A 19,535-nucleotide genomic window follows, 5' to 3' on the forward strand; every position below is an offset into this window, starting at 1 on the left:
AATTCAAAATACTCTCGGCTTTTTTGCTGAGAGTATTTATAAAACTAATCACTATGAATGCAGGTTTTACGGCCATTGATTATGCTGTTTTTATTGCTTATGCAATATTAATTGTAAGTCTCGGTTTATGGATTTCCCGAGGAAAAAAAGGTGTAGAGGAAAGTTCAAAAGATTATTTTTTAGCTGGAGGTACACTTTCCTGGTGGGCTATTGGAGCATCTTTAATTGCAGCAAATATTTCTGCTGAACAATTTATTGGTATGTCTGGTTCTGGCTTTGTTGTTGGTTTGGGAATTGCAGCTTATGAGTGGATTGCTGCGATTACTCTTATTTTAGTTGCAAAGTTTCTATTGCCGCAAATGATCGATAAGAAAATTTACACAATGCCTCAGTTTGCCAAGGAAAGATATGGCAGCGGAGTCAGTTTCTTTTTCTCATTTTTCTGGTTATTGGTTTACGTTTTTGTAAATCTTACTTCTGTTGCTTGGTTAGGAGCTATTGCAATGGATCAAATTCTTGGATTCCCAATGGAATATGGAGTGCCGGCTTTACTTCTTTTTGCTGGTATATATTCTGTTTACGGCGGTCTTAAAGCTGTTGCCTGGACTGATGTTGTGCAGGTTGTCTTCCTTGTTGGAGGAGGATTAATAACTGCATGGTTTGCTTTGGATGCAGTAGCAGGTGATGGTTCTGCAATAGATGGTTTTTTGCTGGTTCTTAGTAAAGTTAGAGAAGTTCCCGGAGATGTTCATTTCAATATGATTATTGATGAAAATATAGATGCGACAGTCTTCAAAGATTTACCTGGTCTTGCTGTTATTTTTGGAGCTATGTGGCTTACCAATATTGGATACTGGGGTTTTAATCAGTACATTATTCAAAAAGGATTAGCGGCTAAAAATTTGAAAGAAGCAAAAAGAGGACTTCTTTTTGCAGGATATTTAAAAATTCTAATTCCGATTATTGTTATCGTACCAGGTATTACCGCTTACGTAATGTTTAATCATCCTGATTTAAGAGGAGCTATTGATGGATTATCAGGTGCTATTGACAGACCGGATCAGGCGTATCCTTGGCTGCTTCGTAATTTTGCTCCTGAAGGGATTCGAGGTTTAGGGTTTGCAGCACTTGCCGCGGCAGTTGTATCGTCTTTAGCTTCGATGCTGAATTCAACAGCAACAATTTTCACTCTTGATATTTATAAAGAGCATATTAATAAAAATGCATCCGAAAAGAAATTGGTATTGGTGGGGCGTCTTACTGCCGTTTTTGCCTTAATAATCGCTATTATTTCTGCGAAACCATTGTTGGGAGGATTGGATCAGGCATTTCAGTACATTCAGGAATACACCGGATTTATTTATCCTGGGGTAGTTGTTGTATTTGGAATGGGAATTCTTTGGAAACGAGCAACCAACAGAGCAGCTCTTTGGACTACTATTGCTACTTTACCAATGGGGATTTTTATGAAAATGTTATTGCCGGAATTGCCATTTATTATTCGCATGGGATATGTTTGTATGGCTTTAATTTCTTTGGCAGTAATTCTGGTTCTTACTGATAGTCATAAAATAGAAGCTGAAAAAATTTCAGAAAAAAATCGTGAGAAGTTGCTTTTGGGTGGTAAACTATTTACTGGATTAACAATTATTACTTTTGTTGCAGGTATTGTTTGGGGTACTGATTTGTTTGGTGTTAGTTTAGCTCATCTAGGTTTTCATTCAATTTTCATGATGACATTTATGATGGCCTTTTTAGCCGTAATCATGTTTACCAATGCAAATTCCAAGAAACAGGATGGCAAGGCGTACTCTTTCGATCCTGAACTTTTCCAGACAGATAAAACATTCTTTATTAGTGCAATGGGTATTGTTGTGATTATTGTTGCATTATATGCTTATTTCTGGTAAAATAATATAATAGGTGTGAATTAAATTGCCTGGTAGTTGAGTTAAATATGGTAAGGTTAATAACTATCAGGCAATTTTTAAAATTCAAATAATGGACTTAAATAAGTTAAAAGAAGAGGTTTTTAAAGCCAATCTTGAATTGGTGCAATACGGATTGGTACTCTTTACATGGGGAAATGTAAGTGCTGTTGACCGGGAAAATGGTTTGGTTGTAATAAAACCAAGTGGTGTTTCCTATTCCGAAATGAAGAGTGAAGACATGGTTGTGGTTGATTTGGACGGGAATGTTGTGGAAGGCAAATTACGTCCTTCATCAGATACGCCTACTCATCTTGAGCTGTATAAAAGTTTTAAAGAGATTGGCGGAATTGTTCATACTCATTCAACTTATGCAACCGGATGGTCACAAGCAGGAATTGGGATTCCAATACTGGGAACTACACATGCTGATTATTTTAACGGACAGATTCCTTGTACACGGGATATGAATGAAGCTGAGGTAAAGGGAGCTTATGAAAAAGAAACAGGCACCGTTATAATTGAAGCATTTAAAGAATTGAATCCGATGCATGTTCCTGGTGTGATTGTTAAAAATCATGGTCCGTTTACCTGGGGGAAAAATGCAAATGATGCTGTTCACAATAGTGTTGTTTTAGAGGAGCTGGCCAAAATGGCTTTCATAGCAAAAACCATTCAGCCAAATGCCTCAATGAATTCTCTTCTGACTGATAAGCATTTTAGTCGCAAACATGGTAAAGATTCATATTACGGTCAGTAGGTAAAACTGCTTTGATTTAATGATTAAAAATACAGTTTATGAGTGCAAAGAAATATGTAATAGGTCTTGATTATGGTTCAGATTCAGGAAGGGCTGTTGTAGTAGATGTTGCTACCGGAGAAGAAATTGCATCGTCGGTTATGAATTATCCCCGGTGGATGGAAGGCAAGTATTGTGATCCTGTAAAGAATCAATATCGCCAACATCCATTGGATTATATAGAAGTTATGGAGTATCTGATTAAAGATGCTCTGGAAAAATCGCCAAAAGGGGTTGCCGGAAGTCTGGTGGGGCTTTCATTTGATACAACAGGAAGTACTCCTGTGTTGACGGATGAAAATGGCACTCCTTTGGCTTTATTGCCTGAATATGCAGAAAATCCGAATGCAATGTTTGTATTGTGGAAGGATCATACTGCAGTTAAGGAAGCTGCCGAAATTAACGAATTGGTGAAAAAATGGGATGTTGATTATTCTCAATATGAAGGTGGAATATATTCTTCGGAATGGGTGTGGGCAAAAATGCTGCACGTATTGCGTGAAGATGAATCCATACGGGATAAAGCAGTTTCCTGGATAGAGCATTGCGATTGGATGTCGGCGGTATTAACAGGAAAACTGAAGCCAACAGAAGTGGTGCGCAGCCGCTGTTCAGCAGGTCATAAAGCGATGTGGCATGATTCATGGAATGGATTGCCTTCAGAGGAATTTCTGACCAGTCTCGATCCTTTATTAAAAGGTTACCGCGATCAGTTATATAAAGAAACTTATACGAGTGATGTTTCTGTGGGGAAAATTTCTCCAGAATGGGCTGAACGTTTGGGTATAAGCACCGATGTAGCTGTTGGAGTTGGAGCATTTGATTGCCACATGGGTGCTGTTGGGGGCGAGGTAACTCCAAACGTATTGGCACGGGCGATAGGAACTTCAACCTGCGATATCATGATCGCTTCTTACGATCAGATTGGTGATAAATTAATTCCTGGTATTTGCGGACAAGTAGATGGTTCGGTAATTCCTGGTTATGTTGGGTTGGAAGCAGGACAATCAGCTTTTGGTGATTTGTATGCATGGTTTAAAAATGTTGTTGCCTGGCCAATCGAAAATATCCTTTCAAAAACGACTTTGATTGATGAGGAAACCCGTGAAAAATTGATTGATGAAGCTATTTCTCAGATAATTCCGGAGTTAAGCAAAGAAGCTGAAAAAATTTCAATCGAAGAATCTACAATTGTGGCTGTTGATTGGATGAACGGACGACGCACTCCAGATGCAAGTCAGGAAGTAACTGGTTCTATTGCTGGTTTAACTTTGGGTTCATCGGCACCTCGTATTTTTAGAGCATTGGTGGAAGCAACTGCTTTTGGGTCAAAAGCTATTGTCGATCGTTTTGTTCGTGAAGGTGTTGAGATTAAAGGAATAATTGGTTTAGGTGGAGTAGCTAAGAAGTCACCTTTTGTGATGCAGACTTTAGCCGATGTGTTGAATATGCCGATAAAAATTGCGCGTACCGAGCAAACATGTGCTTGCGGTGCAGCAATGTTTGCCGCTGTTGCTGCCGGAGTTTATAAAACAGTAGGAGAAGCTCAAAAAACAATGGGGCAAGGTTTTGATATGGAATACATACCTAATCCGGATCACGCTAAAAAGTATCTGGAGATTTACGAAAAGTATGTGAAATTAGGAACTTTCACCGAGCAGGAATTGTTTGGAAAAGATAAAATAGTTGAAACAACAGGACAAATTAGTTAGATTAGTTAGCGGGAAACCGAGGGGGAAATGTTAAGTTTCATTCCCTCGGTTTTTTTGTAACATTTCGGAGTTTATGCAAGCTTCATTTAAAAATTAGTGGTGAATTTAGAATCGATTAATATTGATCTTTTCAGGATTTATGCAATGAGAAGAAATTGATAACAATAAACTAAATATTATGAAACTATTAAATGTGTTATGTGTTGTAATTATTCCTGTTATGATGAGTTGTCAGAAGCCACAAAAAAAGGAATTGATTTCTGAAACAGATTTTTCTTGTGGTTATAATGGAAAAAAGGTTGAACTTTTTACATTAACTAATAAGAATGGTCTGGTTTGTCAGTTAACAAATTTTGGAGCAAGAGTTGTTAGTTTATGGGTGCCGGATAAAAACGGAAATTTTGCTGATGTTGCTGTTGGATATGGAACAGGAAAGGATTTTATAGATAAAAAAGAATATTTTTTTGGGGGAACAATAGGTCGTTATGGAAACCGAATTGGTCAGGCTAAATTCACTCTGGATGGAATAGAATATCAGCTTGAAGCAAACAATGGAGAGAATCATTTGCATGGTGGATCAAATGGTTTTTACCGACAAATTTGGGATGTGAATCAAATTGATAAGCAAACTTTGGAGTTTAGCCTTCATTCAGCCGATATGGACGGAGGATACCCTGGTAATGTTGATGTAAAAGTAAGATATCAGTTCACAGATGATAACGAATTAAAAATCGAATACTTTGGAACAACAGATAAGCTTACGGTTCTAAATCTTACCAATCATACTTATTTTAATCTTAAAGGAGCAGGAGCAGGAACAATTAACGATCATCAGTTAATGATCAATGCTGATTCTTTCACTCCCGTTGATGCCGGTTTAATTCCAACAGGTGAAATTTTACCTGTAAAAGGAACAGCATTCGATTTTAATAATTTGACTTCTATTGGCGAACGCGTTGATAATGATGAAATGCAGCTTACCTATGGTAAAGGTTACGACCACAATTGGGTGTTGAATCAATCAGACGAAAAGCTGACTTTAGCGGCAAAAGTGGTTGAGCCATCATCGGGAAGAATTCTTGAAGTTTATACCATTGAACCTGGAATTCAGTTTTACGGTGGTAATTTTTTAGATGGAGTTGTTGGTAAAGGGAATAAGAAATATGATTTTAGAACTGCATTTTGTTTGGAAACACAACATTTCCCAGACAGCCCAAATCAGGCAAACTTTCCTGATGTGACAGTTACACCGGGAGAAGAGTATCATTCAATTTGTATCTACAAATTTTCAAGCAAATAATTTTTAGTTAGTGTAAGTGAAACAGGCTGAATCTGTAATGGATTCAGCCTGTTTTATTTCTATTGCGAGTAAAAGAGTTTACAATTCAATTAAATTTCGTTCGAATAAATTGAGAGGTTCGCATCCATCCTTTGTTACCAATAGAGAGTCTTCGATACGCAAACCACCCCATTCGGGGATATAGATTCCAGGTTCCATTGTGATCACCATGCCCGATTGAAATGTAAATGATGCATCGTCTCTGATAAAAGGGGGTTCATGTATGTCCAATCCAACTCCATGACCAATTCCCGGATAATAATATTCTAAATATTTAGAAGGTATTTGTTTTCGCACCATCTCAGCAATTTCTTTTCCCTCAACTCCCTCCCTTATTGAATTGATGGCTAGTTGGCCGGCATTATTTATACAATCGTAAATTTCTCTTTGCTGATCGTTTACTTGTCCAAGAACAAAACTTCGGCTTATATCTGCATGATAACCATTGTATAAAGCACCAAAATCGAACAGGATTAAATCACCATTTTCGACACGTTTTTTACCTGGTTTCCCATGTAACAGGGAAGTTCTTTTTCCTGACAACACCATCGTTTCAAAAGAAAGATTATCTGCGCCGCACTTTTTAAGGTTGTATTCAAGTTCAGCAACGATATCAATTTCCATAACTCCTTCTTTTATTGAAGAGAGTGTGTTTTCAAGTGCCTTATCGGAAATTTGGCTGGCTTTTCTCAGATTTTCAATTTCATCTTTGGATTTTATAATACGAATCTGTTCCACTAAATTTTGAGTAGGAACTTTTTCACCATTAATTTCAGAATATTCCTGAAATGTGATATGATTACTTTCAAACCCAATTCTTTGAATGAGTAAGGATTTAATGAGAAAATCATAAGTTAAAGAATTGTATCTCTTGTCGTTAATCCATTCAAATACAGTTATATCCTTATAACATTCATTTTTGGCCTGTTCAGTATATCTGGGGTCTGTTATCAGATAACAGGATTGATTTGCTATGAGCAAGCGTGATGAATCTCCTGTGAAACCCGATAAATAGGTAACATTTGATTCGGAGGTAACCAGTAAAGCATCAATATCCTGTTCTTCTAATAGCTGAAGTGCTTTTTGTATTCTTTCCATGTTTATATTTTCAAATGAGCTTGATGTAGATTCTATGTAAAGTAAATAAAAATTCAAATTCGCAACTACAACAAATGTGTACCAAACTTATATAGGTGTTTTATTTTCCGCTGTAGAAAGAATATTTCTATATTAGAAACAGAGAGTAAAAGATTCAAGAAAATCACTGTATTTTAAAACGTATTTAGTACCTTTAAATTCCAATTTAAAGTCTTGTGTTTAGGTAGTTATATGGGGTGTTAGGGCTTTTATTAAAATAATATTTATTTGTATGAATAGAATGATTTTAATTGTTTTTGCTTTCGTTTGCTCAACTTTGGGAAATTTAGCTCAAGCGGATAATGATTTCTTAAAATTTGTTCATTATACAAATGTGGATGGATTGCCATCATCCTATGTGAAGAGTATAACACAAGATCAGGATGGTTTTATCTGGGCTGCAACAAGAAGCTCTGTATGTCGGTTTGATGGAAATAAATTTGAAAATTTTCAATGCATTGATGATGGTAAGTATTCGGATATACAGAGTGATAAAATTTTTGTATTGTGTGATACAATTTTAGTGTGTAGAACAATTAAAGGAAAGTTTTATCAATTTGATTTTAATAATGAATATTTTAAACCCTATGAACCATTAAATGAAATAAAGGGGCTGGAGATTATTGTTCCAACTGAAGGAGGTGCATGGTTATGTGTTCAGCAGCAATTAAAATATTTTGACGGTGAAAGTGGTCAATGTATAAATCTGGAAGATAAAATTAAATTTGCGGTCTTACCTAAGGATACGAAAATTGTTGATGTTAGGGAAAAAAACAATAAAATTGTTGCTTTAACAGAGAATTCGATCATATATGTTATAGATCTTGCTAAGAGATTTGTGAAGGGGATAGACTTACCCCCAGAGGCGAATGGAGAATCCTTTTTGGGATTTTTTTTAGATAGCAGCAATAAGATCTGGCTGGCAACCTCTAATACCGGTATTTGCCGGATTAATATAGAGAATGGGCAATACATTCATTTTTCAGAAGAACAAAAAGGTTCGCACCATATATTGCACAATATGGTGCATTGTTTGGCTGAAGATTCGATTGGAAGGGTTTGGATGGGGACCGAAAACGGATTGTGTGTATGGTCTCCAGCCACAGAGAAATTCACCTATCAGCAGTTTGATCTGACCAATCCTGATGGAATCAATACCAATCCGATATATAATGCTTTTAAGGACAGTAGTGGAAATATTTGGTTTGGATCCTATTTTGGGGGGATAAATCTATGGTGTTCTAATTCAAGGTTTTTTAAGAAATGGAAGGCCGGAACTGGTACAAGAGATTTATCAGGTAATGTAGTTAGTTGTTTGGTTGAAGATCAGAAAGGAGATCTTTGGATTGGCCTTGAAGATATGGGGTTGAATAAAATGAATATTTCAACTGGAGAGATAACGAAATTCCAAAGTTGCGTAGAGGGTAATGGTTTGAATTTTAATAATTTGCACTGTCTAATTTTTGAATCCCCCGAAAGATTATGGATTGGAACCTATACCCATGGGATTAATATTTTAAATACTAAAACAGGTCGGTTTGAATACATAACAACAAAAAATCACCCTTTATTACCCTCCGATAATATTTATCATTTTTTGAAAAAGGGAAATCTGATCTATATTTCAACAAGTAGTGGTGTTGCAGTTTTTAATACAATAAGCAAGTCGATATCTCCATTTTTTAAAGAAATATTGGGCGGAGTGCAAATCGAATATATGTGTGATGCAGGTGAATACATCTGGCTTTCATCATTTACAGGTGTGTATCGTTACAAGGTGCAGGATCAAACGCTGTCAAAATTTGATAAGATTCCTTTTATGAAAGGAATAAATTTTGTAAAAATAGATTCAAAAAGACGGGTTTGGATAGGTGACTCTTATGAGGCACTTTGTTATTACGATGAAGCGAATGATAAAGTGGTTCGATTCAATAATGATAATGGATTTCCTGTTTCGTGGATTTTTGGTTTGGAAGAAGAAGAAAATGGTGATTTTTGGGCCAGCAGTGATAAGGGCTTGGTTAAATTCAATCCTGAATCAAAGAAATACACTTTATTTGATCTTGATTCAGGCATTCCTTTTGAACAATTCAATTACAGAGCTTCGTATAAGGATAGTCGTGGGAACATATATTTTGGTGGAAATAATGGGATGGTTTCATTTTATGAATCGGGAGAAGAAGTTAAATCTAAACCTCTGGATGTTGTGTTTACCGAAATGCAGCTATTCAATAAAGCTGTAGTTCCTGGTGTTAATTCACCGCTTAAAAAATCACTGAACAGATCATCTGAAATCAACTTAAAATATAAAGAAAATGTTTTTACAATAGGTTATACTGCACTAAACTATGAAAATCAAGGTAAGTGTCAGTATGCTTATTATCTTGAGAATTTTGATAAATCATGGAATTACGTTGGAAACAGGGGGTTTGCTACCTATACCAATCTTAGTCCGGGAAATTATACTCTTCATGTTAAGGCTTCTACCGATAAATCGGAATGGAGCGATCATCAACGATCAATCAATATCCATGTTAAACCGCCATTTTATCTGTCCATATGGGGTTATCTAATTTATTTTTTTATTGTTTGTTTCATATTTACAGGTATTTATTTTGTTGGTTCGCGGATTCAAAAATCTAAGGCTATTGCTAATCTGGAAAGACGTGAGAAAGAATATGCCGTAGAGTTGAATCAGGCAAAACTTGAATTTTTCACTAATATTTCACACGAATTCAGAACTCCTTTATCATTAATTATTGGTCCTCTTTCGAATATGATTGAAAATGAGAATATCAGTTTTTCGGTAAAACAGAAATTTATAGGAATTGAAAAAAATGTAAAAAGGTTATTGCGGCTTGTAAATGAACTGCTTGATTTTAGAAAGGTAGAGCGGGGAAAAGAAACATTACAGGTCAGCAAAAACAATATCAATACTCTTTTACAGGACTTGAAGGAATCATTTTCGACTACAGCTGAAATGAAAGGTGTTGATCTTATCCTTGAGACAGAAGGTTCTGATTCCGAAGTGTGGTTTGATTATTCTAAAATGGAAAAGGTGCTTGTTAATTTATTATCCAATGCTTTCAACTTTACAGACAAGGGTGATTCAATCAGACTGACCGGAAAGGTGCAAAACGAAATTTGTTTAGATAAAGAATTGAAGCAGACTCTTGTGTTGTCGGTGTTGGATACTGGACATGGGATAGAATCCAATAAGCTTGATAAAATTTTTGACAGGTATTTTCAAGCCGAAGATAAGGTCAAAGTTTATTCAGGATCGGGAATTGGATTGGCATTTGTAAAGGGATTGGTTACTCTTCATAAAGGAAGTATAGTTGTAGAAAGTAAACTTCAGGAGGGGACTAAATTTATGATTTCACTACCAGTATCTGAATCGGATTACTCTGATGATGAATTGACAGACTGTTGCGGCAGGAGAAGTATTCTTGAGGATATTGAAGTGGAAGACGATCATAAGAGTTATGCTTTGGCAGATAAACCGGAACAAATAAAAAATTCGCCGTCAATTTTGGTCATTGATGATAATCTGGAATTGCTTGAATTTATTCGTGAAAGTCTTCAGGAAGATTATAATGTAACAACGGCTTCAAATGGTGAAGAGGGGCTGATCCGGATTGCTGAATGTGCTCCGGAACTCATTATTAGTGATGTTATGATGCCGGGAATTGACGGTTTGGAACTAACGAAAAGAATAAAAACCAATATTGAAACATCACACATTCCAATAATTTTATTAACTGCAAAAGGAGGAACTAATAATGAATACATCGGTTTAAAAACGGGTGCTGATTTATTTATTGAGAAGCCTTTTTACCCACAGATATTAAGTCAGAATATTTGTAATATCTTAAATACCAGAAGAAATGTTATTGAGCGATTTAAGAAAGATGCCTTTATTGCACCTGCTGACATAACTCATTCTGAATCGGATCGTGAGTTTGTTCAGAGTCTTACTTCTCTTATCATTGAAAATTTAGATCAATCTTCAATGGATGTTTCTTTTATCACAAAGGAAATGGGGATTAGCAGATCTCTTTTGCATATTAAATTGAAAAGAATAACGGATTGTTCGGCAACTGAATTTGTTCGTACTGTTCGGTTAAGAGAGGCTGTGAAATTAATTTCTGATGGGAAATGTAATATCTCTGAAGCTGCTTATCGAACAGGATTTTCCAATCCTGCCTATTTTAGCCGAAGATTTAAAGAATTTTTCGGGAAATCTCCGCGTGATTATTTTGAAATTTAGTTTTCATTTTCCTTATTTTTTGACAAGAGACTTCCTGCATCATTAAAATTCTGAGTTTTTATTATTGATTTTTTTTCTCAATTGAAGTTTGAACTGCATAATTTCTATTTTTTTCGGAATCGATTTCAATGAATTTCATCTTCTGTCTTTGTCAGACATTTATCTTCCATTTGTAATATCTCGAAAGCTCATAGTTTTATTGGTCAAGATATTGATATTCAGTAGTATTTATTATCGTATTACTTTCAATTACACATGTGTGTATGTTATTTCAACATACGTGCATGCACTTTTGTCATTGTAAATACATCTTTGAAATATCAAAATGATCCTAAATCTATTTATAAAATTAGAAACGTATGAGAAAAAAACTAGAACAAAAGAGTAGAAGTAATTTAAAACATTATCAGTTGATGTTTTTATTATTTCTAAGTGTTGTGTTTTGTTCCTCAACTATTGGCTTAGCCCAGGAAAAAGTTGAAGGAATTGTTTTGGATGAAATAGGTTCTCCTTTACCTGGAGTTACTGTTCTTATTAAAAGTACAACAATTGGTACCATTACTAACTCTGAAGGATATTTTAATCTTGATGCAAAAGTGGGTGATATTGTAAGTATATCTTTTATTGGATATAAAACTTATGATATTAATGTAGTAAAAGAAATGCCAAAGCAGGAAGTACACCTGGAAGCTGATTTTATTGGTTTGGAAGAGGTGGTGGCAATTGGTTATGGAACCCAGCGAAAAGGGGATGTAACTAGTGCTGTTGCAAGTGTGAAATCGGAGGATTTTCTTTCAGGTAACACACAGGGAGCTGCAGATCTTATTAAAGGTAAGGTTGCAGGACTTGTTATCACCAAGGCTTCAGGTGATCCAAATGCATCTTCAAGCATTAACTTAAGAGGAATGGTGTCTTTAGAAGGAAGTTCCAATCCTTTAATTTTAGTAGATGGAATCCCAGGAGGTTTAAATACAGTAGCTCCTGAAAATATTGCTTCCATTGATGTGTTAAAAGATGCATCTGCTGCGGCTATTTATGGTACCCGTGGTGCTGGTGGTGTTATTATTATCACTACAAAATCAGGTAAAAGGATGCAGAAACCTGAAGTTTCTTATGCAGGCTATTATACAATTTCTGAATTTTATAAAGAAGCTGATTTTATGGATGCAGAAGATATAAGAGCTGGCAAAACTGTGTTTAAAGATGCCGGTTATGATACTGATTGGTTGAAAAGTATCAAACAAAAGGCTTATACCCATAATCATAGTGTAAGTATTTCAGGGGGAACTGAAAATGCAACTTACTCAGGTAATATTACTTACCGTCAGGAAGAGGGGATTATTAAATCAACAGGAAATGATGAGTTAAAGCTTAACTTTGATGTAAATCAGTATTTTTTAAATGATATTGTAAAAGTTAATTTGAATATTGTAAAAGGACTTCACAAGCATGACATTGCTGATCCAAAAGATGCTTATCGACAAGCATTAATTAGAAACCCAACTTTACCGGTAAGAAATGAAGATGGTAGCTACAGGGAAGATTTTTCGGTTCTTCAATATTATAATCCTGATGCTATCCTGCAAGAAAAGAATGGGGAAAACAGAAGCGAGTATACTCGTATTACCGGTAATTTAACTGTAGAGCCTATTAAAGGTTGGAAAACAAATGTAATGGTTGCTACAAAGCGTAGTTTCTCAAATGACAAAACCTATACAACATCAAAATTTTATAAGGCAACAACTAATAATCGAATTGGTGAAGCTTATCAAAAATCATATAATGATCAAACTGATTATTTGGAGGCAACTTCCAGTTACGAAAAAACAGTTGCCGATCATCGTATTTCGGCATTAGTCGGATATAGTTACCAAGAATCATTTTTTGAGTCGTTTTTGGCTTCAAACTATGGATTTCCAACAGATTATTTTGGATATGATAATCTTAAGGCCGGTACTGCTCTTACTGATGGAAAAGCAAATATGGAGAGTGAAAGAAAAGAAGACAAATTGATTGGTTTTTTTGGCCGTGTGAGTTACAGCTTTAAGAATAGGTATAATATTTTAGCAAGTATCAGACGCGAAGGTTCTTCTAAATTTGGAGAAAACCATGAATGGGGTAATTTCCCTTCTGTATCTCTGGGGTGGACAATTAGTGAGGAATCATTTATGAATTCATTTTCATGGTTGGATAACTTGAAATTAAGAGCTGGTTATGGTGTTACTGGTGTGGTTCCTAAAGATCCTTATCTATCTATATCGAGATATTCATATGGTGATGATAATTACTTTGATGGCAGCGATTGGAAAAAAGGTTTGGGAGTAGTTTCAAATCCAAACCCTGATTTAAAATGGGAAAAATCTGCAGAATACAATATCGGACTTGACATTTCTGTCTTTGATAATAGATTGAGTGCTTCAGCTAACTATTATCAGAAAAAGACAACAGATATGTTATACTGGTTTAATGTTCCAGTGCCTCCAAATTTATATAATCAAACTCTTGCCAATGTTGGAGAGATGAAAAACACTGGTTTTGATATTTCTATAGATGCTACACCAGTTAAATCAAAAGATTTTACATGGCATACAAATGTTACATTATCTCATAATGAAAACGAATTGGTAAGCTTATCGAATGATTTGTATCAATCAGAAAATTATTGGTATACAAATTATGCTACTGATCCAATTTCTTTACCTACTCATCGTGTAGATGTTGGTAAATCAATGGGGCAATTCTGGGGAATGAAATCTGTTGGTTTAACAGAGGATGGATTTTGGCTAATTGAAGATCCTGAAACAGGCGAATCTGTAAAATTCAACGATGATGTAAAAGCTGATGATAAGTACCGCCAATATTTAGGATCTGGTATTCCAAAGCTAAATGTTGGATGGAACAATACATTTAAGTATAAAGATTTTGATTTAGTACTTCAAATGAGCGGGCAATTTGGGCACAAAATTTTAAATGCTCAGAGAATGTTCTATGAAAATAACTCTATTTCCTATAATCGTTTAAAGTCTGCTGCAGATGATGTATATGGTATTGCACCTTTAGCGAATAACTTAACTCAAACATTTGTTAGTTATTATCTTGAAGATGGAGATTATGTGAAAATGGATAATATTACTTTTGGGTATACATTCTCAAAAGTGAAGTTCATCGAAAATCTTCGTGTATACGTATCCGGCGAAAATTTATTTACGATTACAGATTATTCGGGTTTAGATCCTGAATTGGCAACCGATTTTAAAGCTGCAGGTTTGGACGATCGTGATAAATATCCATCCATTCGTTCTTATACTATTGGGGTTAACTTAACCTTTTAATTTATTTTAGATGAATGAATCCTATTAGGCGTTAAGTATTGTTATACTGTGAGTTAATAGGTTTTTTTATATAAACAGAAAAAAAAATCTCATGAAATTTTTCAAAAACACATATAAATTCATCGCTTTGCTTTTTGTCGGGTTGATTTGCTTCAATTCATGTACTGATCTTAAAGAAGAGCTGTATAGCGAAATCCCCTCAGAGGGGTATGATTTTTCTGATAATGATATTCGGGCAATGTTTGGTCCTGCATATAAGAATCTAAGATTATTGTATTGGGGTTGGAACGGAACTTTTGATATTTATGAAGAATCTTCTGATTTAATTATGACTCCGCTTAGAATAGGAGTAGGATGGGGTGATCTATACGTTACAATGCATAAGCATACCTATACGAATCAGACTGGGCATTTTTGGACCATATGGAATCAAGCGTATTCAACAATTACCAGTTGCAACCAATTGTTAGAGCGTGATTTAGTTAAGAAAGCTCCACTTTCATCAGCAGAGTTAAGAGGAATTAGAGGGCTGTCTTATTATCTTCTTTTAGATAATTTTAGAAATGTACCATTGGATACACTTTTCACACATAAACCTGGTTTTTTACCAGAGCAAGAAGACCCGCAAAAGATGTTCGAGTTTATCGAATCTGAAATGAAAGATATAAAAGAGGTCTTAAAAGGAAAAGAAGTAGTTTATGGACAGTTTAATTATTATGCAGCCTCTATGGTGTTGGCTAAGATGTATTTAAACTATAATGCTTGGTTTGGAACTAATGATAATACATATTACCAGAAAGCTTATGACGAAGTAAATGATATTATCAAGAATGGACCATTTACTTTATCTTCTTCCTATACAGATCCTTTTAAAGCTGATGGATCAGCATGTTCTGAAACCATTTATGCTATTGTATATGATTTTGTACATGCAGGAGGTAATTATTTGTCAAATAAATGTTTACATGGTGGGAGTAAAGCTACATTTAATTTGAAAGCTGCACCATGGAATGGCAGTTGTGCTATTCCTCAGTTTATTCAAACTTACGATCAAGATGATTCAAGATTTAGTGATACTTGGTTAATTGGTGTTCAAAAGGACATTTCAGGTTCTGATATTATCATTGAAGGTGTACCCCTGAATTATACCCAGTCGGTTCATAGTATTGATAATCCCGGAGCTTATCAAATGGAGGGAGCGCGATTCCATAAATATGAAATTGTTGCCGGGGAAGAAGGTACTGCTGGTGATGATGTTCCTTTCTTTAGATTGACTGATGCATATATGATTAAAGCTGAATGTCTATTACGTTTAGGTTCATATAATGGTGAAGGAGAACAGGTTGCAGCTAACATCGTGTCGATGATTCGGGGAAGAGCTTTCAAAGCAAATCCTGAGAAAGCGGTACGTACAGTTGCTGACCTTAAAGGTCCAAGTGTGTATTTGTATGGTCATCAGGAAAATACAGCTCAAGAAGGAGAAGTGGATAACTTAATTGTTACTAATGAGGGTGGTGCGGATATTGAATTTGGAGGCTTTTTAGATGATTTAGCTTGGGAATTCGTTGGAGAACATCATCGTCGTCAGGATTTAATTCGTTTTAAATTAACTAGTGGTTCAAGTGTATATATTGGTAAGTCCTGTTTTTGTCGAGATGCTCATTTTGATGTTACCAAAGAGATTTTTCCTATACCTAAGGATTTTCTTGAATCAAATTCGAAATTAGTTCAGAACCCTGGATATAATTAATAGAAAATTAGAGTGGTTAATTTATTTTGAGAATAAACTATGAAAAGTATGAAAAAAATTAAAATATTAATTCTATTGTCTTGTATAGCTGTTGGGTTATGTGGTTGTGACGACTATAATGATTTCACATCTAAACATGTGTATGGTGATACCGAGAATCCTTATTTGAGAGTAGATGCTGAAGCAAAAGTGGCGATAAATATGGAATTTGAGGTTGGGCGTTTCGAAGCTAAAATAGTGAAGTTAGATGATTATTCAGATAAGTTTCAAAATGAAATGAATATGACTGTTGATCAGGTTATTACTGGTTTGAAAAATGGTAGTATTCTATTCTATAATATTAATGCCAGTAAAGGCAATTGGGATAAATCGGAGATGACAAAAGGCACTACAGGTTGGTATTACAACACTGCAGGTGGTGTAATGTCCGATAGTGAAACGCAAACGGCAAGTCTTGATATTGATACTGAAACAAAAACTCTAATTGTTAATGTAAATGAGCAGGCAAAGGCTGGAACGATTCTTAATTTTAATATTGGTTTTGCCATAGATGGTCCGGATTATGATCGTTATGTTCGTTTCGCATTCAATGTGTCTGTAACCGATCCGTCACTCATTATTGCGAGTGTAAGTATTCCTGAAGGAGATTATAGTAATACTACTATTGATTTCAATGATTATGCAGAGACAATAAGTTATAATTTGGGATTGAGTGTAGAAGAGTTTTTAGCCAAGTTAGATACGGAAACTGGTGGCAGTATTCATATGTCTGTTATTAACATTGGAACAGGAGAATGGGATGTAATAAGTGATTATACAGCTAATCCTCCTGGATATTGGATTAATAACTTAGGAGCTGTTTGTTCATGGAATGATGCCGGTTTTTCAATGTTTGCTGAAACCAATTCGGACGATCAGGTTCTGTCTATTGGCAGAGCTCCGGCACTTAGTGCAGGAACAAATTTTACTATTGGTTTAGGCTATAAGGATATAGAGGATGAAACGAAGTTTTTCAGTTTTATTATCTCAGTCACTTTAGAATAAAAACTCCATTTAAGTATTGATTGTATTCGTGATTGGCTGAAACATAACAGTTTCGGCCAATCTAATACTAGGAAGAATCATTCTACTCAAAAGTTTGGTTTTATAAATGAGGTGCTCTTTATGTCTGAAGAGAACTGGTCACAATTATATTTTAATTGAAGATCAGTCCACAAAAAAGTGATGATGGAATACAGGTGCAATTTATAAAATATTTGTACCTGTTTTATTTTTCCTGGTCAGTTGTAGACAAGAATTAAAATTTAAAAATAATGAATCAAATACAGAATAAACATCTGATAAAAGATCGGTTACATCTTAGGATGCTTTTTACACTGATTATCTTTACTCTATTCTTTTTGGCATGCAGTGGAAGTAATTTGGTTTCTGATGAAGATGAGAAAGATAAGCCAGATTCAGAAACACCAAAAGCAGATACAACTGCATTCGATAAGAGTAAATTTTATGTTCCTTTGGAGTTTAAGAATAATGATTATACTTCTACATCCAGTACATGGTGTTACGAAAGAAGTAAGCAATCAGATCATTTTATATTATTTTGGGCTGCAGGATATGGAAAAAGCGATCCGGGGGCTGCAGGGGTTCCAGATAACCTGCGTGTTGATATTGATGACTTATTAGAAAAGGCGGAGGTGTTTTATGATCTAAATGTAAATACACTGAAGTTTGCTGAAACAGGTGTTGGTAAATCAAATTTGGATCAATATAAAATGCAAATTTACCTGTTTTATCAGGAAGAATGGATGGCTTTTGGAGCCGGATATGATGATACTATTGGTGCCTTATGGGTTAATCCGGGTACGGTTCAGCCGGTTGGTGCTGTTATTGCTCATGAAATAGGGCATAGTTTTCAGTACCAAACATTTTGTGATTTAGGTGGCAAGGTTGGATTTCGTTATGGTTTTGGTGGAAATGGTGGAAATGCATTTTGGGAACAAACAGCGCAGTGGCAATCTTTCCAGGCTTACCCGGAACAAGTATTTGAGAATAATAACTTCCCTGTTTATTGTGAGAATTGTTTTCGACATGTTTGTCACGAGGACTATAGGTATGCCAGCTATTTTATACATTATTACTGGGCAGAAAAACATGGAATTGATATTATTGGAAAAATTTGGAGAGAAGCTCAGGAGCCGGAAGATCCAATTGAAGCATATGTGCGTATCACCAATATTACGGTTGATCAATTGAACGATGAGATATATGATGCAGCTGCAAAATGTGTGACATGGGATCTTGATGCTTTAAGAGAGTATGGAGCTAACCATATGGGACAACAGTCTTTTAAATCAATAACACTTGAAGACGGGAGCTATCAGGTAAGTTATGATCGTTGTCCGGGAACCACAGGATACAATACAATTCGTTTAAATGTTCCAGATGAAGGCACTGAAATATCTACTGAATTTACAGGACTTGTTAATGCTTCAGGGTTTAATCAGGTAGCTGATGTGAATAGAGCTGGATGGTGTTATGGATATGTTGCTCTCTTGGAAAATGGGTCGAGAGTATATAGTGCTGTAAATAAAGAGTCGCATGGAAACGCTGTATTTACAGTACCTTCCGGATGCGTTAAATTATGGTTAGTTGTAACTGGAGCTCCAAATTCGTATACTGCTCATCCTTGGGACGATGATGATACAAATGACGATCAGTGGCCTTATAAAGTGAAATTTACTAATACTGATCTTTATGGAAATATTGTATTCGATGGAACGGAAGTGCCTGAGGATTTAACTTTAACTTATGATGTGAAATTTTCACCAAGTTCTACAGGATATACAGGAAGTACTGTAAGTATAGATCTAACAAAATTAGTGAAGGCACTTGTTTTACAAAGTTCCGAAATTAGTGATAAGATTGGAAATGAAATTACCTTTTATGGAGTAGAATCTAATGAAACTTTGAATATAACCACCACAGCTACCGGATTAGGGCATTGGTTTGATATCGATGGTAATATTTGTGCTTATGGTGATAATGCTAAAGTTTTTTCGGAGTTTGATAAAACAAACTTTACTTTCTCAATTGGTCAATATCCCGGGCATTGTTCTTCTGGTAATCAGTTTAAAGTTAAACAGGCCTTGGTTTACCAATATGCAGCAGGTAAAAAGGTACAAGTTACGTTTGTATTTAACATTACAATAAAGTAACACACTATCTTCGGCGTAGACTAAAAACTACGCCGAAATCACCAGAATTAACA

General features: G+C 35.3%; 10 protein-coding genes. 9 read left to right on the forward strand and 1 reads right to left on the reverse strand.

What is annotated here, in order from left to right:
* Window positions 1-53 precede the first annotated feature (53 nt).
* The 4 genes from ACHZAX_RS04445 to ACHZAX_RS04460 all read left to right on the forward strand — a co-directional run bounded on the left by ACHZAX_RS04445 (window position 54) and on the right by ACHZAX_RS04460 (window position 5,739).
* Window positions 54-1,910 (forward strand): sodium:solute symporter family transporter, encoded by a 1,857-nt coding sequence (locus ACHZAX_RS04445; protein ID WP_320018169.1) that lies wholly within the window; start codon window positions 54-56, stop codon window positions 1,908-1,910.
* Between the two features lie 91 nt (window positions 1,911-2,001).
* On the forward strand, window positions 2,002-2,688 hold the full coding sequence (locus tag ACHZAX_RS04450; protein ID WP_101309266.1) for an L-ribulose-5-phosphate 4-epimerase: 687 nt from the start codon (window positions 2,002-2,004) through the stop codon (window positions 2,686-2,688).
* A gap of 38 nt (window positions 2,689-2,726) precedes the next feature.
* Window positions 2,727-4,439, forward strand: a complete 1,713-nt coding sequence (locus ACHZAX_RS04455; RefSeq protein ID WP_320018170.1) for a ribulokinase — start codon at window positions 2,727-2,729, stop codon at window positions 4,437-4,439.
* Window positions 4,440-4,617: 178 nt separating this feature from the next.
* Window positions 4,618-5,739 (forward strand): aldose epimerase family protein, encoded by a 1,122-nt coding sequence (locus tag ACHZAX_RS04460; RefSeq protein WP_320018171.1) that lies wholly within the window; start codon window positions 4,618-4,620, stop codon window positions 5,737-5,739.
* A 78-nt stretch (window positions 5,740-5,817) separates the two neighbouring features.
* Here the strand turns inward: ACHZAX_RS04460 and ACHZAX_RS04465 are convergent, their stop codons facing one another.
* Window positions 5,818-6,876: a M24 family metallopeptidase gene (locus ACHZAX_RS04465; protein ID WP_320018172.1), complete on the reverse strand. Its 1,059-nt coding sequence runs from the start codon at window positions 6,874-6,876 to the stop codon at window positions 5,818-5,820.
* Between the two features lie 271 nt (window positions 6,877-7,147).
* Here ACHZAX_RS04465 and ACHZAX_RS04470 point away from each other — a divergent pair, with 271 nt between their 5' ends.
* The 5 genes from ACHZAX_RS04470 (at window position 7,148) to ACHZAX_RS04490 (ending at window position 19,482) form a co-directional block, all read left to right on the forward strand.
* Entirely contained in the window at window positions 7,148-11,185 is a 4,038-nt protein-coding gene (locus ACHZAX_RS04470) for a hybrid sensor histidine kinase/response regulator transcription factor (RefSeq protein WP_320018173.1), read from the forward strand.
* Window positions 11,186-11,544: 359 nt separating this feature from the next.
* Window positions 11,545-14,517: a SusC/RagA family TonB-linked outer membrane protein gene (locus tag ACHZAX_RS04475; protein ID WP_320018174.1), complete on the forward strand. Its 2,973-nt coding sequence runs from the start codon at window positions 11,545-11,547 to the stop codon at window positions 14,515-14,517.
* A gap of 91 nt (window positions 14,518-14,608) precedes the next feature.
* Window positions 14,609-16,267, forward strand: a complete 1,659-nt coding sequence (locus ACHZAX_RS04480; RefSeq protein ID WP_320018175.1) for a RagB/SusD family nutrient uptake outer membrane protein — start codon at window positions 14,609-14,611, stop codon at window positions 16,265-16,267.
* Window positions 16,268-16,315: 48 nt separating this feature from the next.
* Complete coding sequence (locus ACHZAX_RS04485) at window positions 16,316-17,311, forward strand: DUF4859 domain-containing protein (protein WP_320018176.1); 996 nt, start codon at window positions 16,316-16,318, stop codon at window positions 17,309-17,311.
* Between the two features lie 269 nt (window positions 17,312-17,580).
* Complete coding sequence (locus ACHZAX_RS04490) at window positions 17,581-19,482, forward strand: DUF4859 domain-containing protein (RefSeq protein WP_320018177.1); 1,902 nt, start codon at window positions 17,581-17,583, stop codon at window positions 19,480-19,482.
* Window positions 19,483-19,535: the final 53 nt, after the last annotated feature.

Origin of the sequence: Labilibaculum manganireducens, assembly GCF_963665805.2 — a bacterium.
In the GTDB taxonomy this organism is placed as follows: Bacteria; Bacteroidota; Bacteroidia; order Bacteroidales; family Marinifilaceae; genus Labilibaculum; species Labilibaculum manganireducens.